The sequence below is a fragment of the Streptomyces sp. NPDC014861 genome, assembly GCF_043081625.1.
Lineage (GTDB): Bacteria > Actinomycetota > Actinomycetes > Streptomycetales > Streptomycetaceae > Streptomyces.
Genome location: NZ_JBIBWV010000008.1, coordinates 300,250 through 321,687, shown reverse-complemented (window position 1 = coordinate 321,687; position 21,438 = coordinate 300,250). Strand labels below are relative to the sequence as shown.

13 protein-coding genes are annotated in these 21,438 nt (G+C 74.1%); 2 read left to right on the top strand and 11 right to left on the bottom strand.

Going from position 1 to position 21,438, the window contains the following annotated elements:
* Positions 1-82: 82 nt before the first annotated feature.
* Positions 83-823, bottom strand: coding sequence for a LuxR C-terminal-related transcriptional regulator (locus ACF1BN_RS19755; protein ID WP_392332844.1), 741 nt, complete (start codon positions 821-823; stop codon positions 83-85).
* Positions 820-2,085, bottom strand: a complete 1,266-nt coding sequence (locus ACF1BN_RS19750; RefSeq protein ID WP_392332843.1) for a PspC domain-containing protein — start codon at positions 2,083-2,085, stop codon at positions 820-822. Before ACF1BN_RS19750 ends, ACF1BN_RS19755 begins: the two co-directional genes overlap by 4 nt.
* Positions 2,086-2,242: 157 nt before the next feature.
* Between ACF1BN_RS19750 and ACF1BN_RS19745 the strand changes: the two genes are divergently transcribed.
* The gene (locus ACF1BN_RS19745) at positions 2,243-3,610 is read left to right on the top strand and encodes a PspC domain-containing protein (protein ID WP_392332842.1); all 1,368 of its coding nucleotides are present in this window, start codon (positions 2,243-2,245) and stop codon (positions 3,608-3,610) included.
* A gap of 156 nt (positions 3,611-3,766) precedes the next feature.
* Here ACF1BN_RS19745 and ACF1BN_RS19740 read toward each other — a convergent pair whose 3' ends face one another.
* The 4 genes from ACF1BN_RS19740 to guaA form a co-directional block, all read right to left on the bottom strand.
* Positions 3,767-4,282 carry a DoxX family protein gene (locus tag ACF1BN_RS19740; RefSeq protein ID WP_392332841.1) on the bottom strand — a complete coding sequence of 172 codons (516 nt, stop codon included), beginning with the start codon at positions 4,280-4,282 and terminating at the stop codon, positions 3,767-3,769.
* 94 nt (positions 4,283-4,376) lie between these two features.
* On the bottom strand, positions 4,377-5,627 hold the full coding sequence (locus ACF1BN_RS19735) for a hypothetical protein (protein ID WP_392332840.1): 1,251 nt from the start codon (positions 5,625-5,627) through the stop codon (positions 4,377-4,379).
* A 158-nt stretch (positions 5,628-5,785) separates the two neighbouring features.
* Positions 5,786-6,574: a class II aldolase/adducin family protein gene (locus ACF1BN_RS19730; protein WP_392332839.1), complete on the bottom strand. Its 789-nt coding sequence runs from the start codon at positions 6,572-6,574 to the stop codon at positions 5,786-5,788.
* A 305-nt stretch (positions 6,575-6,879) separates the two neighbouring features.
* Positions 6,880-8,472, bottom strand: a complete 1,593-nt coding sequence (guaA, locus tag ACF1BN_RS19725; protein WP_392332838.1) for a glutamine-hydrolyzing GMP synthase — start codon at positions 8,470-8,472, stop codon at positions 6,880-6,882.
* A 349-nt stretch (positions 8,473-8,821) separates the two neighbouring features.
* Here guaA and ACF1BN_RS19720 point away from each other — a divergent pair, with 349 nt between their 5' ends.
* On the top strand, positions 8,822-9,112 hold the full coding sequence (locus ACF1BN_RS19720) for a chorismate mutase (RefSeq protein WP_392332837.1): 291 nt from the start codon (positions 8,822-8,824) through the stop codon (positions 9,110-9,112).
* Between the two features lie 811 nt (positions 9,113-9,923).
* Here ACF1BN_RS19720 and ACF1BN_RS19715 read toward each other — a convergent pair.
* From ACF1BN_RS19715 to ACF1BN_RS19695, 5 genes are all read right to left on the bottom strand, one after another.
* Positions 9,924-11,732 carry a GMC oxidoreductase gene (locus ACF1BN_RS19715; RefSeq protein WP_392332836.1) on the bottom strand — a complete coding sequence of 603 codons (1,809 nt, stop codon included), beginning with the start codon at positions 11,730-11,732 and terminating at the stop codon, positions 9,924-9,926.
* Positions 11,733-11,794: 62 nt separating this feature from the next.
* On the bottom strand, positions 11,795-13,459 hold the full coding sequence (locus ACF1BN_RS19710; protein WP_392332835.1) for a succinic semialdehyde dehydrogenase: 1,665 nt from the start codon (positions 13,457-13,459) through the stop codon (positions 11,795-11,797).
* 309 nt (positions 13,460-13,768) lie between these two features.
* Positions 13,769-15,466 carry a serine/threonine-protein kinase gene (locus ACF1BN_RS19705; protein ID WP_392332834.1) on the bottom strand — a complete coding sequence of 566 codons (1,698 nt, stop codon included), beginning with the start codon at positions 15,464-15,466 and terminating at the stop codon, positions 13,769-13,771.
* A gap of 155 nt (positions 15,467-15,621) precedes the next feature.
* Entirely contained in the window at positions 15,622-18,861 is a 3,240-nt protein-coding gene (locus ACF1BN_RS19700) for a protein kinase (RefSeq protein ID WP_392332833.1), read from the bottom strand.
* A gap of 55 nt (positions 18,862-18,916) precedes the next feature.
* The gene (locus ACF1BN_RS19695; RefSeq protein WP_392332832.1) at positions 18,917-21,304 is read right to left on the bottom strand and encodes a serine/threonine-protein kinase; all 2,388 of its coding nucleotides are present in this window, start codon (positions 21,302-21,304) and stop codon (positions 18,917-18,919) included.
* Positions 21,305-21,438 lie beyond the last annotated feature (134 nt).

The following is a 21,438-nucleotide window of genomic DNA, read 5'->3' as shown; positions in this document are numbered from 1 at the left end:
ATCGGCCCCGGGGTCGGGACCGGGGACGGGCCCAGGGCCGGGATCGGGTCAGGGCCGGTGCCGGGGTCTCACCCGTGGCGGCTCAGACCAGACGGCGGGCGGTGGCCCAGCGGGTCAGCTCGTGCCGGTTGGAGAGCTGGAGCTTGCGGAGCACCGCGGAGACGTGCGACTCGACGGTCTTCACCGAGATGTAGAGCTGCTTGGCGACCTCCTTGTACGCGTACCCGCGGGCGATCAGCCGGAGCACCTCGCGCTCCCGCTGGGTCAGCCGGTCCAGGTCCTCGTCGACCGGCGGCGCGTCGGTGGAGGCGAAGGCGTCCAGGACGAAGCCGGCCAGCCGCGGGGAGAACACGGCGTCGCCCTCCTGGACCCGGAAGATCGAGTCCACCAGGTCGTCACCGGTGATCGTCTTGGTGACATAGCCGCGGGCACCGCCCCGGATCACCCCGATCACGTCCTCCGCCGCGTCGGAGACGGAGAGCGCGAGGAAGCGCACCGGGTCCTCGGCCGCGGCCATCAGCCCGGCGCAGCGGCGCAGCACCTCGACCCCGCCGCCGCCCGGCAGGTGGACGTCGAGCAGCACGACCTCCGGCCTGGTCGCGGTGATCACGGTGACGGCCTGGTCGACGTCGGCGGCCTCGCCGACGACCTCGACCCCGGTGATCTCGGTCCGGCCGATCTCGGCCTGCACCCCCGTGCGGAACATGCGGTGGTCGTCGACGAGGACGACCCGCACCCGGCGCCCGGGTCCGTCCGCCGTGCCGCCCGTGCCCGGCTCCGTCGCCCCGCCGGCCCCGGTCGTCGCCCCGGTCTCGTCGCTCATCCGTCCGCCCTCTCCATCTCCAGCTCGACTTCGGTGCCCCCGCCAGGTACGGCCCGGAGTCGGGCCGTACCGCCGTTGCGCTGCATCCGGCCGATGATCGATTCTCGTACGCCCATTCTGTCCTCGGGGACCTCGTCCAGGTCGAATCCGGGGCCCCGGTCGCGCACCGAGACGAACACCGTGCGCCCCTCCACCTCGGCGTACACCTGCACGGCCCCGCCCTCGCCACCGTACTTCGCGGCGTTAACCATCGCCTCGCGCGCGGCCTGCATCTGCGCGGTCAGCTTCTCGTCGAGGGGGCAGTCGCCGACGACGACGACCTCCAGCGGCACGCCGTGCTTGTCCTCGACCTCGGCGGCTGCCCGCTTCACGGCCTCGGCGAGGGTCTCCGGCTCCTCGTCCTTGCCGGTGCCCTCCGGCTTGTACAGCCAGTTCCGCAGCTCGCGCTCCTGGGCGCGGGCGAGCCGGCGGACCTCGCCGGCGTCGTCGGCGTTGCGCTGGATCAGGGTGAGGGTGTGGAGCACGGAGTCGTGGACGTGGGCGGCGACCTCGGCCCGCTCCTGGGCACGGATCCGCAGGGTCCGCTCGGCGGTGAGGTCCTGCGACATCCGTATCAGCCACGGACCGGCGAGCAGCGCTATGCCGGTGAGGACGGCGACGGAGGCGGTCAGCGCGGTGCCGATCTGGGCGACCGAGCCGCGCACGACGACGAAGACGGCGAGGCCGGTGCCGACCAGGGCCACCCCGACGAGCCCGCGCAGCAGGTGGAAGCCGCGCCCGTGCTTGACCGGCCGGCCCTTCCAGGTCTCGGCGCGGGCGTTGTCGGCCTGGCGCCAGACCAGGACGACGCCGACGCCGATGAGCAGCGTCGGCCACACGTATCGGCCGGTCTCGCCGTCGATCCGCAGGTTCGCGATGAAGATCGCGGCGCCGATCGCGAGGGCGATGAGGGCGAGGATCTGTCCTCGGTCCGGCTTGCGGAGGCGGCGTCTGCCGTCCTCGGTGGTCTCGAAGACGGGGCGGGGCTCGGCCCGGCCGCCGACGCCGAGCGGGACGACGATCCAGAAGACCGCGTAGAGCAGCAGTCCGAGGCCCTCGGTGAGGACGAGCACCGCGAAGACCGCGCGCACCCAGGCGACGGGCAGACCGAGGTGTCCGGCGAGACCGCGGGCGACACCGCCGAGCCACCGCCCGTCGGCGCTCCGGTAGAGCCTGCGCACGGGCGGTTCGTCGAGGTCGGTGACGCGAGCGGTTGCGGACATGCACCGATCGTCACACGTCCGGCCCTCCCGGGACATCAGGGTCCGCCCTGACTTCGACCCCGGGTTCGCGTCGGGGTCGTCGGGCCGTCGAATATCAGGGTCGCGCCAGGGTCGGTCCCGGTGCCGTGCGAGGGCCACGGGCGGTCACCATGGACGCATGAAGAGTTCGACGCCTCCGCGGCCCGCGGAGCACCAGACCCCGCCGGCGGCCGAGGACGCCCCCGCAGCCCACCTGCGCCGCTCGCGCACGAGTCGGGTGGTCGGGGGGGTCTGCGGCGGTCTCGGCCGGCACTTCGACATGGACCCGGTGATCTTCCGGATCGTGCTGTCGGTGCTGGCCGTGACGGGCGGGATCGGGCTGATCTTCTACGGATTCGCCTGGCTGCTGATCCCGCTCGCGGGCGAGGAGGAGAGCGAGGCGCGGCGGCTGTTGATCGGCCGGGTGTCGGGTGCGGCGCTCGCGGCGATACTCATGGCGCTGGTGGGCTGTGGGATCTTCCTCTCGATGCTGCGCACGGGCTCGCTGGTGGGCTTCGCGGTGCTGCTGTCGCTGGTGACGGCCGGTGCCGCGTACTGGTCGCAGCGGCGGCACCTCGGCGAGGGGGAGGCCGAGGGCGATCCCGAGGTGAAGCCGAAGGCGCCGCACGTGCGGGTCCCGGTGCCACCGGAGGCGAAGGCGCCGCCGCTGACACCCCTGGAGAACCAGATGAGTTCGTGGTGGCGCGATCCCATCGTGAAGGACGGTTCGACCGGCAAGGTGGCCTTCGGCTACATGTGGGGGCCGCACGGGCTCGTCGACGCGGAGGGCCGGGTCGGCGGCGAGGTGCCGAAGCCCGGGAGGCAGTGGGGCGCGCCGGCCGATCCGGCCCGCCCGGAGCCGTCGGTGCGGCGCAGCCCGTACTCGATCGCCGGACTCGTCCATCTGCTCGCGCTGGCCGCGGCGGTCACGGGTACGGCCCTGACGTGGGATTCGCAGCCGCTGGGCACCAGTCTGGCGACGGGGCTGGCGGCCGCGCTGGCCGTGTTCGGTCTGGGGCTCGTCGTCAGCAGCTTCCTGGGCCGCACCGGGTTCGGCACGATCTTCCAGACGGTGGTGACGACGGCGCTGCTGGTCGGCGCGATCGCCCTGCCGGACCGGATCACCACGGACTGGTCGCGCGAGACGTGGACGCCGGCGACGGTGGCCGCCGTGGAGGCGCGGTACGACCTGGGTGCGGGGGTCGGGACGCTGGATCTGTCCAAGCTGTCGGTGCCGGAGGGGACGACGGTGACGACGGCGGTCGACGTGGGCGCGGGAAAGCTGGAGGTGGTCGTGCCGCAGGACGTGGTCGTGAAGGTGCACGCGCAGGTGGGGCTCGGCGATCTCCAGCTGCCCGGGCAGGCGCCCGACGACATCGACATCGCCCCGGACCGCGACGAGACGCGGACGCTGAACCCGCCCGCCGGCACGGATCCGGCGGGGACCCTGGACCTCTCGCTGGAGGTCGGTCTCGGACAGGTGGAGGTCACCCGTGCTGCTTCATGAGTTCCGTCCGGGCCGGCTGGTCGTCGGTGTGGCCGCTCTCGGCCTGGCCGCCGCCTACGGCGGGGACCTCGCCGGCTGGTGGTCGGTGGGGTGGTGGCTGGCGATCCCGGTGATGTGCGGAGGGCTGGGGGTGGCCGGTCTGGTGACCTGGGTCGCCTACGGCATCCGGCGGCGTTCGGCGAGGAGCCGGTCGGCGGAGAGCACCGGCGCCCCGGCGAGCAGCAGTGGCAGCCAGGCCATGAGATAGGCGAGGTCGTTGCCCAGGTAGTAGGGGCTCACCTGCCAGCTCACGGTGAGCCAGAGACTGAGCGAGAGGAGGGCTCCTCCGAGGGCGGCCACCCGGGCGAAGAGTCCGAGGAGGGTGCCGAGGCCGACGGCGAGTTCACCCAGGGCGATGGCGTAGCCGAAGGCGGTGGGGTTGTTGAGGGCGAGGTCGACGAGCCAGGGGACGGCGGAGGAGTCGCGGACGCCCCGCATGGTCTCGCCGATGGAGCCGGACCCGGTGTCGGCGAGGAAGGCCGGATCGGTGAGTTTGTCGAGGCCGGCGTAGACGAAGGTGACGCCGAGGAAGATCCGGAGGGGCAGGAGGGCGTAGCGGGAGGCGGTGGCCCTCCACCCATCCAGGCGGCCGCGCGGGGCGGTTCCGCCGGTGCGGCCCGGATACTCGCTCATGATCCCTCACCTCTCCACACCCCGTACGACTGTTCGCGGATCGATTGTCTCCGCTTGTTCTGTGAACGGACACAGGAGGAGGGGATTCGGGTGTTCAGTCGGCGACGTCGATCGTGACGCGGTTGGTCTCGAATCCGGCGGCGGTGACGACGGAGACCTCGACCCGGCCGGGCTCGACGTCGGCGGGGAGGGGGACGGTCAGCACGGTGTCGGTGGGGTTGGCGAAGCCGCCGGGGACCGGGACCAGGGGCACGTGGGCGTGGACGGGGCCGATGCGGACCACGAGCCGGGTGAGGGGGTCGGGGGCGGCGGCGCCGGGCGGGACGAAGCCGATGCCGCGGATCTCGATGTCGTCGCCGGTGCGGATGGGGGCGTCGAGGTCGCCGGCCTCCCGGGCGCGGACCACGGCGTGGACGGCGGGCCGGCCGCCCTCGGTGCACTTCGCGGCGAGGTGCCAGGCGGCGGAGACGGCGACGAGGAGGGCGAGGGACCAGGGCAGCGAGGGGAGGCGCGCGGGGTCCGCGGTGAGCCGGACGGCGGCGAAGGCGAGGACGGCGCCGGAGACGAGGACGTACTGGACGTCGGCGAGATCGGCGCGGCCGTTGTCGTCGCAGAGGAGGTCGGCGGCGCGGGGCCGGTCGGCGCGGACCTTCTGGAGCCGGAGGGCGGCGATCCGGGTGGAGACGACGAGCCGGGCGGTGACGGCGACGGCCGAGACGAGGGCGAGGACGGTGACGAGGCCGGCGGCGCCGGAGAGACCGAAGGCGGTGGCCGTGAGCGAGCGGAAGGTGAGGAAGAGGAGAACGTAGCAGAGGAAGAGGAGCCAGGCGGCGGCCACGGCGCGGGTGGTGGAGAGCCGGTTGTCCTCGCCGGTGAGGGCGGCGAGGAGGCCGCCTCGGGCGCGGTGGGCGTGGGCGGCGGCGGTGAGCGGCACGGCGAGGAGGAGGGCGGTGCAGAGGCCGGCGGTGCGGGCGGGGGTCCAGCCGGTGCCGAGGGCGGTGAGGGCCTGGCCCAGCAGGAGGGCGAGGACGGCGGCCCAGACGGCGGCGAGACTGCCGGTGCGGACGCGGGCGAGCCACGCGAGTCCGGCCTCCCGGCCGTGGGCGCTGACCGCGCGGGCGGACTGGGCGAGTTCGTCGGAGACCCACTGGCGGGCGGCGACCGGCGAGTGGGCGACGGCGGCGGGGACGCCGTGGCCGGCGGCGAGTTCCTCGCGGCGGGCGAGGAAGGCGGCGACGGCCCGGCGGTGGCCGGTCTCGCCGCAGTGGGCGCAGCCGGCGCAGGCCGTCGGATGCTCGCCGGCGCCGTGGCGCCCGCCGTACTGTCTCGCCTCTTGGATCGCCACGGTGCTGTCACTTTCCGAGTCCGAGGTTCCGAGCTCAACCTGCCGCTGATTCCTCGGAATTGTTCCGCACCGAGGGTGCTCGCGAGGGCCGCGTGCGCCCCGCCGGAGAGTGATTGCCGCGCCATCGCATTGACGTACAGAAGGGTGAAGCGATGGTGTTACGACAGGAGTTCGGGCTCCGCTCGGCTGATCCTGCGCCAGAGGGGCTGGTAGTTGATCCAGGCGACGAGGTCGCTGCCGAGCTGCTCGCGGGTGGCGACGGCGTCCTTGTGATCGATGAGGACGGGCTTGCCGGCGGCGCGGGCGGCGAGCTGGATGCGGGCGCTGCGGTCCATGGCGATGAACCACCAGGCGGCCGCGTCGACGGAGGAGCCGACGGTGAGCAGGCCGTGGTTGCGCAGGACGATGCCCTTGAAGGGACCGAGGGCGACCGCGACGCGGCGGGCCTCCTCGGCGTCGACGGTGACGCCGGTGTAGGCGTCGTAGAGGGCGTGATCCTGGTAGAAGGCGCAGGCTTCCTGGGTGAGCGGGTCGAGGAGTTCACCGAGGGCGGCGAGCGCCCGCCCGTGGGTGGAGTGGGTGTGGGCGACGGCGACGGCGTCGGGGCGGGCGCGGTGGATCTGGGCGTGGACGGTGAAGGCGGCCTGGTTGACGTGCTGGCCGCCGAAGACGACCTGGCCGTCCCCGTTGGCGAGGACGAGGTCGCTCGCGGTGAGGTCGCCGAAGGGGGCGCCGAAGGGGTTCACCCAGTAGCAGTCGTCGTACTCCGGATCGCGGACGGTGATGTGGCCGGAGACGCCCTCCTCGTACCCGAGCCGCCCGAAGAGCCGGAGCGCGCCGGCGAGCCGCTGCTTGCGGTGGGCGCGTTCCTCCTCGGCCGTCGCGTGGACGGGCGGCATGGCGAAGTGGAGCCGGTCGAGGGGGACGGGGGCCGGTATCTCGGTCATGCGCCGGAAGGTAACGCCCGGCCGGTCAAGTCACCAGAGTCCGGACGGGATCACGCCGAAGCCGCCGCACCCCTGGACGGGGGACGGCGGCTTCGGCGGCGTACGGGAGGGTCACTGCCCTCGGGGGTCACCCCGCTCGGGGCCACTCTCCCTCGACGGGCACTCCCCCGGGAGTCACCCCCGTCGAGGGTCGCTCCCGCTCAGGGGGCGCTCCTACTCAGGGGGCGCTCCTACTCAGGGGGCGCTCCCACTCAGGGGTCACCCCTGTCGGGGTGACACCCGTCGGGGGTGACGCCCGTCGGGGGTCACTCCCACTCGATGGTGCCCGGGGGCTTGCTGGTGACGTCGAGGACGACGCGGTTGACGTCGGCGACCTCGTTAGTGATGCGGGTCGAGATCTTGGCGAGCACGTCGTACGGCAGGCGCGACCAGTCGGCCGTCATGGCGTCCTCGGAGGAGACCGGGCGCAGGACGATCGGGTGGCCGTAGGTGCGGCCGTCGCCCTGGACGCCGACGGAGCGGACATCGGCGAGCAGCACGACCGGGCACTGCCAGATCTCGCGGTCGAGGCCGGCGGCGGTCAGCTCCTCGCGGGCGATCGCGTCGGCGTCGCGGAGCAGATCCAGGCGCTCCTTGGTGACCTCGCCGACGATGCGGATGCCGAGGCCGGGGCCGGGGAAGGGCTGGCGCTGGACGATCTCCTCCGGCAGGCCGAGCTCCTGGCCGACCATGCGGACCTCGTCCTTGAAGAGCTGGCGCAGCGGCTCGACGAGCTCGAACTCGATGTCGTCGGGGAGGCCGCCCACGTTGTGGTGGGACTTGATGTTGGCCGTGCCGGTGCCGCCGCCGGACTCGACGATGTCCGGGTAGAGGGTGCCCTGCACGAGGAAGGCGACCTCGGGGCCCTCCTCCTGGAGGATCTCCAGCTGCGCCTGCTCGAAGACGCGGATGAACTCACGGCCGATGATCTTGCGCTTGGTCTCCGGGTCGGAGACGCCGGCGAGGGCGGTGAGGAAACGCTCCTGCGCGTCGACGACGACCAGGCGGGCGCCGGTGGCGGCGACGAAGTCCTTCTCGACCTGCTCGGTCTCGCCCTTGCGCATCAGGCCGTGGTCGACGTAGACGCAGGTGAGCTGGGAGCCGATGGCGCGCTGGACGAGGGCGGCGGCCACGGCGGAGTCGACGCCGCCGGAGAGGCCGCAGATGGCGCGCTTGTCGCCGACCTGGGCGCGGATGGCCGCGACCTGCTCCTCGATCACGTTGCCGGTGGTCCAGGTGGGCTGGATGCCGGCGCCGCGGTAGAGGAAGTGCTCCAGGATCTGCTGGCCGTGCGTGGAGTGCAGCACCTCGGGGTGGTACTGAACGCCGTAGAGCTTCTTCTCGTCGTTCTCGAAGGCGGCGACCGGGACCACGTCGGTGGAGGCGGTGACGCTGAAGCCCTCGGGGGCGGCGGAGCAGGCGTCGCCGTGCGACATCCAGACGGACTGTTCGACCGGGGTGCCCTCGAAGAGGGTGGAGCCGGCCCTGGAGACGTGCAGCGGGGTCCGGCCGTACTCGCGGGCGCCCGTGTTGTCGACGGTGCCGCCGAGGGTCGTCGCCATCAGCTGGAAGCCGTAGCACATGCCGAAGACGGGGACGCCGGCCTCGAAGAGGGCGCGGTCGAGGCGCGGGGCGCCTTCGGCGTACACGGAGGACGGGCCGCCGGAGAGGATGATCGCCTTCGGGTTCTTGGCCAGCATCTCGGCCACCGGCATGGTGGACGGGACGATCTCGCTGTAGACCCGCGCCTCGCGGACGCGACGGGCGATGAGCTGGGCGTACTGGGCGCCGAAGTCGACAACGAGGACTACGTCCGGGTTGGTGACGTCGGGCGCGGCAGCGGGGGACGCTGATGACACTACGGCGGCCTTCCGGCGGTAGGAGGTTCCCGAAGGAGGGGTGCTGTTTGTCGATTCTACCGGCGAGCGCGTGACGCTTTTCGTCTCACCATCCGAACCCGGGTGGCCTTCGTCTCACCATCCGGGCCCGGCTTGCCCCGGGGCGGAGCGCGGGGTCCATACTGGGCGCCATGCGCAAGCACTCGACCTTCCTGTTTACCTATGGCAACCGGCCCACCGGCTGCCATGGTCGTGCTGCTTGAGCAACTGACAAGCGACTTCCCAGGCGCCCCGGGCCGACAAGGCCCGGGGCGTCTGGCGTTTCCCGGGCCGTGCCGATCCGGGGCCTCCACACCACCAGGAGCCCCGCATGACCACGAAGACCCTCACCGAGGAGACCGGCGCCCGCACGGACGAGGCGGCCTCGCTGATCGGCGACGCCCGCGAGCGGATCGACGCGCTGGACGACCGGATCATCGGCCTCATCCAGGAGCGGGTGGCGATCTCGGCGGTGATCCAGGAAGCCCGGATCTCCTCCGGCGGCCGGCGGGTGAACCTGGCGCGCGAGATGGACGTGCTCGCCCACTACCGGGACGCGCTGGGCAAGCCGGGTACGGCGCTGGCGATGACGATGCTGGAGCTGTGCCGCGGCCGGATCTGACGCCGCCCGCCGCCGGCGAGGGCGCCCCGGCCGATCCGAAGCCCACCGCCGACGGGTGCACCAGCCGCCTCCGAGGGGCCGTTCCGGAGGGCCGCGCCGGGACGCCCGGCCCGAGCGGGACGCGTCGGAGTGGGTTCCCGCACCCGAGTTCGGTGCCGGTCTCACCCGTACGGCGCGTGACCGGCGCCCGCCGGGCTTCGTTGAGCGGGGTGTCCGTGCCAGCCAGGGGCGGGCCCGTAGAAACCACGCGTGGCTTCGCTGGGGCGTGTGACGTGCTTCTGGCACGTCGTGGGACCTCGCTCCAGCGCGCGTGACCGGACGGCAGGGGACAGCAGCCCGGTCACCCAGAAAGGGCGGTCGGTCCCGGGGACGCTCGGGACCGACCGCAACCGGCTCACCGGTCGCGGCCTCCGCGGCCCGCACCCCTCCCCCGTCCCCGTCCCCTCCCGTGTCCCTCCCCCTCTCCCCGACTTCTCCCCCCGACGCGGCGCGACCCCCCGGCGCCGCTCCGGTCGGCACCGCCGCTGCCCTGACACCGGTGCCGACCCAGGGCCCGTGCCGCGACCGGAATCGCGGCACGGGCCCTTCGTCATACCCCTCCACCCTATGTGACGCGCGTCACACAAAGATCCCGTGCAACGCCTACAACCAAAGACGGGGGCCGGTGGTCATCTATGCAGCAACACCGAAAAGCCGGAAGGGCGCTGCACTCGGAGGGGGGTGCAGCGCCCTTTCCGTGTCCACGGACGGACGTGAGTGACGCCCGGAGACACGGGCGCTCGGCGACACGGACAGCCGTTACCGGCAGGCGTCAGGACACGTTCTTCGGCGGGACGGCCGGGATGCCGAGGAAGGGCAGCCGCAGGGCGCCGAACGCCTCGGCCGGGACCGCGGGGGACTTCGGCTCGACCGCCGCCACGCGCGCGTACACCTCGCCCTGGCGGGGCCGCGGGTCCTCCTCGCCCTTGTTCGGCCAGAAGGACATGGCCCGCTCGGCCTGGGCGGTGATCGTCAGCGACGGGTTCACCCCGAGGTTGGCGGAGACCGCGGCGCCGTCCACGACCGAGATGCCGGGGTGGCCGTAGAGCCGGTGGTACGGGTCGATGACGCCGGACCCCGCGTCGGCGCCGATCGGGCAGCCGCCGAGGAAGTGCGCGGTGAGCGGGGTGCCCATCAGCTCACCCACGTTGGAGCCGGCGAAGCCGTTGATCTCCTCGGCGAGCAGGGAGGCCGCCCGGGTCGCCGCCTCGATCTGGGTCGGGTTCGGCGCTCCGTGGCCCTGCTTGGCGGTGAGCAGGCCCTTCCCGACGCCGCCGGGCTTGCGGTAGGTCGTCAGCGAGTTGTCGAGGGACTGCATGACGAGGCCGATGATGGTCTTCTCGGACCAGCGCCGGTTGGAGAGCGCGCGGAGCGCGAGCACGGGGTGGCGGGCCATGTTGAGGAGCCATCCGCGGACCCGGTGGGCGCCGTAGGGGACCTGGAGGACGGTCAGCCCGCCCATCGAGTTGGACCCCTTGCCGTACCGGACCGGCTCGATGTGGGTGTGCTCGTCGGGGTGGACGGACGAGGTGATGGCGACGCCGCGGGTGAAGTCGGCCCGCTTCGCGCCGTGCCTGCCGCGGTAGCGGCGGTCGGTGGTCTGGGCGCCGACCAGGCCCTCGGAGTTGGTCCGGGTCAGCTCGCCGAGCCGGTCGGAGATCCGGGGCAGCAGCCCGGTGTCCTTCATCCGGTGGAGCAGGGTCTGGGTGCCGTAGGTGCCGGCGGCGACGACCACCCGGGGGGCGGTGAAGGTGCGGCCCCGGCCCTTCCTGCGGTCGTCGGTGGGGAGGGTCTTCACGGCGTAGCCGCCGCGCGAGTCCTCGGTGACGGCGACGACGGAGGTCATCGGGTGGACGACGGCGCCGGCCTTCTCCGCGAGATACAGGTAGTTCTCGTTGAGCGTGTTCTTGGCGCCGTGGCGGCAGCCGGTCATGCACTCGCCGCACTCGGTGCACGCCTTGCGCGAGGGGCCCACCCCGCCGAAGAACGGGTCGGAGACCTCCGCGCCCGGCTTCCCCGTCGCCTTGCCGTCGGCGTCCCGGCCGTCACCGAAGAAGACGCCGACCGGCGCCATGTGGAAGGTGTCGCCGATGCCCATGGCCTGGGCGGCGGCCTTCAGATGCACGTCGGAGGGGGTCATCGTCGGGTTCAGCCGGACGCCCAGCATCCGCTTCGCCTGGTCGTAGTACGGGGCGAGCTCGGCCCGCCAGTCGGTGATGTCCTTCCACTGCGGGTCGTCGAAGAACGGCGCGAGCGGCTCGTAGAGCGTGTTCGCGTAGTTGAGGGAGCCGCCGCCGACACCCGCGCCGGCCAGCACCATCACGTTGCCGAGGAGGTGGATGCGCTGGATCCCGTAGAGCCCGAGGGTGGGGGCCCACAGGAAGTTCCTCAGGTCCCAGGAGTTCTTCGGCAGGGTCTCCCGGGTGAAGCGGCGGCCCGCCTCCAGGACGCCGACCCGGTACCCCTTCTCGGTGAGCCGGAGGGCGGTGACCGAACCGCCGAAGCCGGAGCCGACCACGAGGACGTCGTAGTCGTACGAGCCTTCGTCGTCCTGATTTCGGGCAGGGGGGACCGCGGTCATGGCTCTCCTCGCAGAACCTCGTAAGGGAAGGACGGGAACGGGCGGGGCGCGCGGGCCGCGCGTCAGCTCAGGCGCAGGGCCTTGAGCGCCCTCAGGGAGAGGGTCATCACCTTCGCGTACGTCTCGTCGTCCATCCCGAAGGAGGGCGCGAGCGGCATCAGGCGCTGCTGGGCGACGGTCTGGGCCTCGGTGTACTTGAGGATGCCCTCGGAGCCGTGGCGGCGGCCGAGACCCGAGTCCTTCATGCCGCCCATCGGGGCGCGGACGCTGCCGTACGCGGGCGAGTACCCCTCGTTGATGTTGACCGTGCCGGTGCGCAGCCGGGCGGCGACGGCGTGGCCCCGGCGCGCGTCCTTGGTCCAGACGGAGGAGTTGAGGCCGTACGGGGTGGCGTTGGCGCGGTCGACGACCTCGTCCTCGTCGGTGAAGCGGTAGATCGAGACGACCGGGCCGAAGGTCTCCTCGGCGCACACGGACATCGGGGCCTCGACGCCTTCGAGGATGGTCGGCTCGTAGAAGAGCGGGCCGATGTCGGGGCGGGCGACGCCGCCGGTGACGAGCCGGGCGCCCTTGGCGACGGCCTCGTCGACGTGCCGGACGACGGTCTCCAGCTGGCGCTCGCCGACGAGGGAGCCCATGTCGGAGCCGTACGCGAGGGAGTTGCCGAGCCGCATGGCCTTGGTGCGGGCGGCGAAGCGCTCGACGAAGGCGTCGGCGATCGACTCGTGGACGTACAGGCGCTCGATGGAGATGCAGAGCTGGCCGGCGGAGGAGAAGCAGGCGCGGGCGGCGCCGGCGGCGGCCTTCTCGATGTCGGCGTCCTCCAGCACCAGCATGGCGTTCTTGCCGCCGAGTTCGAGGGTGACGCCGACGAGGCGGGCGGCGGCGCCCTGGGCGATCTCCCGGCCGGTGCGGGTGGAGCCGGTGAAGGAGACGTAGTCGGCGTGGCGGACGACCTCGGGGCCGACGACCGGGCCCTCGCCGAGCACGACCTGGAAGACCTCGGCGGGCAGACCGGCCTCGATGAGCAGGTCACGGGCCCAGAGCGCGGTGAGCGCCGTCTCCGTGTCGGGCTTCATGACGACGGCGTTGCCGGTCACGAAGGCGGGCAGGGCGTCGCCCGCGGAGAGTTCGAGGGGGTAGTTCCAGGGGGAGATGTGGCCGACGACCCCGCGCGGCTGGCGCAGCTCGGTGACCTTGGTGAGGGTCGGGACGACCCCGGTGTGACGCTTGGGGCGCAGGTACGAGGAGGCCTTGCGGCCGTAGTGGCGGGCGACGAGGGCGACCGCCAGGACCTCCTCGTGGGCGTGCAGCCGGGCCTTGCCGGTCTCCAGCTGGATGAGGTCGAGGACCTCGGACTGGCGGGCGAGGACGAGGTCGTGGAAGCGGAGCAGGACGGCGGCGCGGGCCCGGACGGGGGTGGCGGCCCAGGCGACCTGGGCGGCGCGGGCGCGCTCGAACGCCTCGGCGACGTCCTCGGGGCCGGCCTCGGGCAGGTCCGCCAGCTTCTCCCCGGTGAAGGGGGTGTGGTTGGCGGTGCGGCCGGAGCCGACGACGCCCCGGGTGAGCCGGGCGACCAGCTCGGGCGTCACGACGTCGGCGGCGGTCCGGGCGCCCACCGGAACGGGCGCGACCGGGTTGGTCGCGCCGGCCGGGGCGGCGGGGCGGGCCGCCGGCGCGGCGTCGGCGGGAACCGTGAGGGCGGCGGTGGCCTGCGAGTCCGTCATGCGCCCGAGCGTAAGCGCCGTTCCGGTCTTTGGGTACCCGTCGGTAACGCGTTTTCACCCCCCGCTCACATCACGCCAGTGATCACTGGCATATAAGCCCTGATCAGGGGCTTACGGCCGACAGGGGGTCACCGGCAAGATTTTCCGGCCCGCGTCGGACGCCACGGCGGACTCCACCACCGGCACCACGGGCGGTACCACGACCGGCACCACGGCCGGTGTCGCGGCGAGCGCCGCGGCCGGTGCCGTGACCGGCGCGGCGGCCGGTGTCCCGCCTCGCGCCGCGCCGCAGCGCGCTCGCCACCGGCGTCAGGAGGCGGGCGGGCGCCAGTGCTGGAGGACGATGTCGAACTGCTGCCGGGTCGTGTCCCAGCTCGACTCCGGTGAGGTCATGTAGATCGCGTACTCGGTGCCGTTCTCGTCGAAGTACATCTGGTCGATCGCGTGCCGGGGGCCGGGGAAGTTCTGCTTCTCGGTCCAGGTGAACTCCCAGCTCGCGGACTTGACCTGGTCGCGGTAGGTGTTCTGGTTCAGCCACACCCGCCGGTAGTCCATCCGCTTCTGGAGCGTCTTCTCCAGGTCCAGGAGGTGCATGTACGGGTTCTCGAAGTCCGGGCTGCGGTCGATGCTGATCCGCAGGCGGTGACGGCCGCCGTCCGGGGTGTAGTCGATGTTGGTGGAGCCGTCCGTCTGGCGCTTCCAGCCGTCCGGGACGACCAGGCTGAAGCCCGCCGGGTCCTCGACCCGGTGCCAGCCGTCCGGCACGCCGCCCGCCGCCACCTCCGTGCCGCCGGTGGGCGCGGGACCGGCGGTCGCGCTGGTGGTCGGGCCGGGGCCGGGCGTGCCGCCCCCGCCGCCGTACTGCATCACCGCGAAGACGGCGCCGCCCGCGAGGACGGCGGCGAGCACCGCGGTGAGGACGGCAGAGCGCCCGCGCCCCTTCCCCGGGGCCGGGGCGGCGGGCACGGGCACCGCCGTGGGTGCGGTGGGCGTGGCCCGGGCGGGCCGCTGGGTGGCGGAGGACTGTGCCGGGGTGGGCCACTCGACCGTACGGGGGGTCTGCGGCGACACCGGCGTCGGTACCTCCTCGGGGGCGCCCGGCCCGGAGGACGTCCTCACCGTGTCCAGATCCATCCGCTGCGTCGGCACGTACGCCTGAGCGGTCTCCGGGCTGCGGCCCTCCATGGCGTCGAGCAGCATCCGCTCGGCCTCGTCCGGGCGCGGCCGCTGGGCCGGGTCCTTGCGGAGCAGCGCCACGATGACGGAGGCGAGCGGTCCCGCGTTCTCCGGGTACGGCGGCTCCTCGCCGACGACGGCCTGCATGGTGCTGATCGGGGAGGTGCGGCGGAACGGCGAGGAGCCCTCGACCGCCGTGTACAGGGTGGCGCCGAGCGACCAGAGGTCGGAGGCGGGGCCCGGGTCGCCGCCCCGTACCCGCTCGGGCGCCAGATAGTCGATCGAGCCGACGAGTTCGCCGGTCCGGGTGATGGTGGAGTCGCCCTCGATCGCCGCGATGCCGAAGTCGGTGATGAGGACCCGCCCGTCGCGGGCGAGGAGGACGTTGCCGGGCTTCACGTCCCGGTGCAGCACGCCGGCCGCGTGCGCGGCGCGCAGCGCGCCGACGACGTGCAGACCGACCCGGGCCGCCTCGCGGGGCTCGATCGTCCCGGCCTCCTTGACGGCGTCCGCGAGCGAGGGGCCGTCGACGTACTGCATGACGATCCAGGGCCGGTCGTCGTGTTCGAGGACGTCGTGGACGGTCACCACACCGGGGTGGGAGATCCGGGCGGCGGCCCGCGCCTCCTTCTGGGTGCGGGCGTGCAGCACCAGCCGGTCCGCCTCCGCGACGAACCGACCCGCCGTCAGCTCCTTCACCGCCACCACGCGGTGCAGCACCTCGTCGTGCGCGCGCCAGACCTTGCCCATGCCGCCGCGCCCGATGGACTCGCCGAGCCGGTACCGCCCGGCGAGCAGCAGCCCCGCTCCTGTGCCCTGAGAGTGTTCCACGTGCCCCCGCCCCGTTGCTTCCGATGCCAGATTACGGAGAAGGGGACGGCGGACGGAACCGCGGGGGCCCCAAAGGAACACCACTGTGACCGCGAACGACCCCTGCGGGGGGCGCGAAGGGCGCCGACAGGCGTACGAGGGGGGCGCGAGCGGCTTCAGCGGCCCGCTCGGAAGCCCTTCACCGCCTCGTCGTAGACCTCCGAGACCTTGTCCCGCTCGCTCTCCGGGCCGATCACCTGGACCACGTAGTAGCGGCCGCCGTCGATCAGGGCGAGATTGCGGACGAAGACCTCCCGGCCCGTGCTGTCCAGCCAGGTGTAGTGCCCCTCGGCGGTGGGCGTGCGGCCGATGTCGACCCGTCGGGCCTTCACCAACTGCGACCAGCTGGACTGCCGGTAGGGCTCCAGCTCGCGCTCCTTGGAGTTCTGGTACTCCAGCGGATCCGACCCGTGGTCCTGGACGCTGTCCCGGCCCGGCACGACGATCATGGTGAAGTCGCCGCCGGTGTAGCGGACTTGCCCCGCGTCGTTGATCGAGCCGCGCCGCCAGTCGCGCGGCACGCCGATCCGGAAGCCTTCCGGGTCCTCGCGCAGCACGTAACCGGCGGCGAGGGCGGGGCCGGTGGCCGGCGGTGCGGTGGGCGGGGCGGTGGTGGGCGCGGGGCGGCTCGACGGTGCCGTCGGGGCGGGGGTCGGGGTGGCGGGCGGTGCGGTCGTGGTCGGCACGGAGGCGGACGGGGGCGTGGTCGCGGAAGGGCGGGCGCCCGCGGGCGCCTCGCCGCCCCGGGGCAGGGCGAACGCGGCGTACGCGAGGGTGCCGCCGAGCAGCAGGAGGACCAGCATCAGCAGCTTGCGTCCCAGCGAACGCGGGCGCGGACGCCCCGGGGCGCGCCGCGGCCCGGGGTCGGGCTCGGCGTCCTCGTGGTCGTACGCGTAGCCCTGCTCGGGCGCGTACCCCTGCTCGGGCGCGTACGGCCGCTCTTGTTCGTAGGGTCGCTCGGGTTCGTACGACCGCTCCGGCTCGTACGGTCGCTCCGGCTCGTGAGGCCGCTCCGGTTCGTACGGTCGCTCCGGCTCGTACGACCGATCGGGTTCGTACGGCCCGTGGGGCGGCTCCGGTTCGTGCCGCCGGGCGGGGCCGGCCTCGTACGCCTCGAAGCGCCGCGGCGGGGGCTGTTCCTCGGGTACGGGGGCGGGCGGCGGCGCCTGGTCGCGGCGGGGCTCCTTGCCGCGCCGGTGCCGGTGGCGGCCGGAGCCCGCGGCGGCGCGGCGGCGGCGCACCAGCTCTCCCCGGCGGCGCAGGATCGGCAGCCGCCGCGCGTCGAACCGGGAAGGGGCGGGCGGGAGGTCCGCCTCCGGCTCCGGCGCGGACCGGACGAGCGACCGCAGCCAGCCGCGCAGCTCCTCGAAGTCCGGCCGCTCGGTGGGGTCCTGGCGCAGCAGCGACTCCACCACCGGGCGCAGCGGTCCGCACTCCTCGGCGAAGGCGGGCGGCTCCGCGCAGACCAGCTGGACCAGCTCGGCCGCGCTGTCCTCGGGGTACGGGGCGTGGCCCTGGACCGCCCGGTAGAGCAGGGCGCCGAGCGCCCACAGGTCGGTGGCGGGGCCGATGGGCGGGGCGAGCCGCCAGTTCTCGTGCACGGGCCCGGCCTGTTCGGGCGCCCAGCGCTCGGTGACGGCGCCGACGACCGCGATCCGGGTCTGCCTGGCCCGTTCGGCGGCGAGCCGGGTCGCCGGGCCGCGGTACCGCTCCCCCGCCGGGCCCTGCTGCTCCGGGACGGTCGTCCCGGTGGACGGCCGAGCCGGACGGGCGGTCCCGGGCGCGGCGGGCGCGTACCCGGCGGGCAGCGCGGGCCGACCCGAGCCGGGCAGCACGGAGCCGCCACCGGCCGGGACGTGCGGCGAGCCGTCCCGGGAGGCGTGCGGGCCGTCGCTCCAGGTGCCCTTGAGCATCAGGCGGGGCGGGCGCCGGTCCTCGCCCCCCGGCTCCTCGTCGTCCTCGTCGTCGTCCTCGTCGTCCGCCGCCCTCGTCCACCACTGCGGGGCGGGGCCGGGCCGGGTGGTCTCCGGGAGGACGGGCGTCCCGTGCTCGGGGCCGGGAGCGGCTTCCGGGGCGGGGGCGAGGGAGGGGGCTGGAGAGGGGACGGCTGCGGAGCCCGGCTCGGGCGCGGTTTCCCGCGCGGCTTCGGGCGCGGTTTCGGACGCGGCTTCGGTTTCGGTTTCGGAGGAGGGGCGCGGGGCCGGGAGCGCGGCCGTGTCGCCGAGGCGCGCGGCGGCGGCGCGGGTGGCCGCGCGGTAGGCGGCGATGGCGCCCGCCCTGGCCGCTCGCGCATCGGTGCTGGGCGGCGTCGCCGGGGCCGGGCTCGCGGGGCGGGGCGCGGGCGCCGGCGTCGCCCGGCCGTAGGGGTCGGCACCGTACGGGACGGGTTCCGGGTCAGGCGGCGGCTCGGGCGCGGCGGGTTCGAGGCCGGCGGGGAGCGCGGCGACGCCCTCGGGGGCCGCGTACTCACCGGTCTCGTAGACCTCGGTCCCGTACGTCCCCGTGTACGTCCCCTCGTGGGTCTCGTACGTCCCCTCGTACGTCTCCTCCTGGGTCTCGTACGTCTCGTGGGTCTCGTGGGTCTCGTACGCCTCGTACGTCTCCTCCGCCTCGTACGACTCCTCCGCGTACTCCTCCCGCTCCTCGTACGCCTCGGTCGCCTCCTGGTCCCCGTACTCCTCGTACTCCCCCTGCGCCCCCCGCTCCCCGTACGGTTCGTGGTCGTCCGGCGACGGTGCGAGGAAGGCGGGGTCCTCGGGGTCGGGGACGGGGGCGTAGCCGCAGAGGGCCTCCTCGGCGGCGCCGGCGGCGAGGCCGGTGAGGAGGACACGCCCGTCGTCGCAGATCAGGACCGTGCGGGCGGTGATGTTGCGATGGACCCAGCCGTGGGCGTGGAGGGCGCGCAGGGCGGTGAGGACGTCCGCGGCGATCTCCGCGGCCCGGAAGGGGTTGAGCGGGCCCTCGGCGAGGAGGGCGGAGAGGGGGCGGGCGGCGATGTGTTCGCTGACTATCCACAGCGAGCCGGCTTCCGCGAAGACGTCGAAGACCTGGTCGAGTAAGGGGTGGTCGGGGATCTGTGCGGCGGCCTGCGCCGCCTCGATCGCCCGGCGCGCGACCGGCTCGGCCGGTCTGCGGGTGGCGCCCCCGCCGCCGTACGGCCCCGTGGGCGCGGGCCCTTCGCCGAGGACCTCGGCGTCCACGATCTCGGGCAGCGGGACCTGACGGACCCGCACCTCCTGGCCGCTGTACGTGTCGAAGGCGCGGGTCTCCGCGAAGTCCGCGAGGGCGTCGGCGCCGGCGGGCGGCAGCGGCAGGCGGTAGCGCTCAGCGAGCACTCGTCCCGCGTACTCGTCCACGGCGCCTCCCCCTGCGCTTCGGTCGTCCCCCGTCCCTCACGATACGGGGCCCCGGTCAGTCCTTGGGCGTGAACGTGGCGAACGCCGTGTCCCGCAGCGTCCGGCACTCAGCGCCGTCCCACTCGGCGGCCTTGCAGGTGATCATGATCGAGTAGCCGTGCGCGGCGTCGACCTTGAAGCCGCGGTTGAGGACGCGGACCCGCTCGCCCTTCTGGTTCCGCTCGAAGCTCCAGTCGGCGACGGTCGGATAGCCCTTCCACGACACCGTGTCGATGCCGTGGTGCTTGTAGCCGCTGCTGGTGAGGCGGACCCCGCCGACGGCGGCGAGCCAGGCGGCCTTGGCGTCGTCCTTGGGGCTGCCGTTGAAGTCGACCTGCACGCGCGGGAAGCCGCCCTTCTCGCTCCATATGGCACCGCCGCTGTACCCGTCTATGGGGCGCATGACGAAGGACGAGGGCATGCCCATGGAGAAGCGGAAGCGGTCGTTGGCGACCAGCTTGTAGCCGGCCGGGAGCGCGGCGCCGGTGCCGGTGCCACCGCTCGGCCTGGTGCTGGGGGTGGCGCCGGTCGGGTCGGTGGACGCGTCGGGGGTGCCGGTCGCGCCGTCCGTCGAACCGCCCGTCTCCGCCGTACCGCCGTCGGCGGCCGCGCCGTCGCCGCCGGGCTGGGCGTCGCCCTGCTGGCCGGGGTCGCTGGGCGAGCCGCTCGCGCCGCCGTCGCCGGCGGAGCCGCCGTCGCCGCCCGCGGTGGCTCCGGCCGAGGCGTTGGTGTCGCCGCCCTTGCCCTCGTCGCCCTTGTCGCCGCCGCTCAGGGAGACGGCGAGGATGGTGCCGAGCACGGCGAGGACGGCGATCGCGGCGATGATCACCAGGGTGCGGCGGGGGACGACGTCGGTCAGCGGGGCGCGGACCGGGGCCGTACGGGGGCCGCCGTCCTGCGGGGAGCCGGGCCGGGCCGCGCCCGCGCCGGTCACCGCGCCCTTGCCCTTGGCGCGGTCCTTCGTCCTGGCGTCGGCCTTGGCCGCCGCCGCCGCGTTCCGCACGGAGGCGAGGGCGCCCCGCACCCGCTCGCCGGCGGGCTCGGGGGCCGTCTCCCCGGCGGTGGCCGGGACCTGGGGCTCCCGCTCGGGGCGGGCCGGCAGCGGGACGACCCTGGTCACCTCGGGGCCCGGCTCCGGCTTCGGCTCGGGCGCGTCGAGTACGGCGCGCAGCAGCACCCGGGTGCGGGCGTCGTCGAGCCGCTGCGCCGGATCCTTGGCGAGCAGCCCGTAGATGACCTGCTCCAGTTCGGGGCCCGCGTTCTTCGGCGGGTCGACGGGCTCGGTCATGACGGCGGTGAGGGTCGCGATCGCGGAGCCCTTGTCGTACGGCGGGCAGCCCTCGACCGCCGCGTACAGCAGACCGCCCAGCGACCACAGGTCGGCGGCCGGGCCGGGCTTGTGGCCGCGGGCGCGCTCGGGCGAGATGTACGAGGGGGCGCCGACGAGCATGCCCGTGGAGGTGATGGAGGGGTCGCCCTCCACCTGGGCGATGCCGAAGTCGGTGAGGACGACGCGGCCGTCGTCGGAGATGAGGACGTTGGACGGCTTCACGTCGCGGTGCAGGATGCCCTCGCGGTGCGCGGAGCGCAGCACGTCGAGGATGGCGAGGCCGACCTCGGCGGCGCGGCGCGGGGTGAGGACGCCGTCCTCGCGCACCGCGTCGGCGAGCGACTTGCCCTCGATGAGCTCCATGACGATCCAGGGGCGGTCGTCCTCGTCGACGACGTCGTAGACGGTCACGGCGCCGTTGTTGCGGATCTTGGCGATGGCCTTGGCCTCGCGCAGGGTCCGGGTGATCAGACGGCGCTTCTCGTCGTCGTCGATGCTGTTGGGGAAGCGCAGTTCCTTCACTGCGACGGTACGGCCGAGGGTCTCGTCGACGGCCCGCCAGACGGTGCCCATGCCACCGCGGCCGAGGAGGGCGCCGAGCCGGTAGCGGCCGGCGAGGAGCCGGCCCTCGGTCTCGGCGGTGGTGGACGAGGAGCCCTTGCGGAGCCGGTCGGCCGCGGGCCGCTGCCCGTCGCCGTCCCCGGCGCCGAAGCCGGCCCGGCCGGTGGACGGCTCGGTCCCCGGCACCCGGTCCCGCGGCGCGTCCGCGCCGCTGCCCGCGACGCCCGTGTCGGCCCGGTCGTCCCGAGCCGCGGCGTCCTGGGGCTTCGAGTCCGCGGGCGCGGCGTCCTGAGGCTCCGTCCGCCGAGGCTCCGCCTCCCGGGGGTCCGTGCCCTCGGGCCCGGCGCCACGCGGCTTCCCGGTAGCGGCGGGCTCCGTGTCCCGCGCCGCGTCGTCCCGCCCCGCCTCGCGCGCGGCCGGAACCGTCCCCCGCCCGCCGTCGGTCGCGGCCCCCGCGGCGGCGTCCCGCCGGGGGTCCTTCGCCGTGTCCCGCGACTGCTCCGACTCCGACATGCGTCCCCTCTGCGTTCCCTGATCTCCGCCGCGCCCGCCGCACTCCGCACGCTCCGGCAACCCGCCCTGGAAGAGAGCCCATTGTCCCTCACCTCACGGCGGGCGGCGCCCCCGGGTCCAGACTCCGGTATGAC

Excerpts from the sequence above, each read along its gene's own strand:
- ACF1BN_RS19755 (WP_392332844.1), bottom strand. The coding sequence starts at position 823 with ATGAGCGACGAGACCGGGGCGACGACCGGGGCCGGCGGGGCGACGGAG.
- ACF1BN_RS19750 (WP_392332843.1), bottom strand. The coding sequence starts at position 2,085 with ATGTCCGCAACCGCTCGCGTCACCGACCTCGACGAACCGCCCGTGCGC.
- ACF1BN_RS19745 (WP_392332842.1), top strand. The coding sequence starts at position 2,243 with ATGAAGAGTTCGACGCCTCCGCGGCCCGCGGAGCACCAGACCCCGCCG.
- ACF1BN_RS19740 (WP_392332841.1), bottom strand. The coding sequence starts at position 4,282 with ATGAGCGAGTATCCGGGCCGCACCGGCGGAACCGCCCCGCGCGGCCGC.
- ACF1BN_RS19730 (WP_392332839.1), bottom strand. The coding sequence starts at position 6,574 with ATGACCGAGATACCGGCCCCCGTCCCCCTCGACCGGCTCCACTTCGCC.
- ACF1BN_RS19720 (WP_392332837.1), top strand. The coding sequence starts at position 8,822 with ATGACCACGAAGACCCTCACCGAGGAGACCGGCGCCCGCACGGACGAG.
- ACF1BN_RS19715 (WP_392332836.1), bottom strand. The coding sequence starts at position 11,732 with ATGACCGCGGTCCCCCCTGCCCGAAATCAGGACGACGAAGGCTCGTAC.
- ACF1BN_RS19710 (WP_392332835.1), bottom strand. The coding sequence starts at position 13,459 with ATGACGGACTCGCAGGCCACCGCCGCCCTCACGGTTCCCGCCGACGCC.
- ACF1BN_RS19695 (WP_392332832.1), bottom strand. The coding sequence starts at position 21,304 with ATGTCGGAGTCGGAGCAGTCGCGGGACACGGCGAAGGACCCCCGGCGG.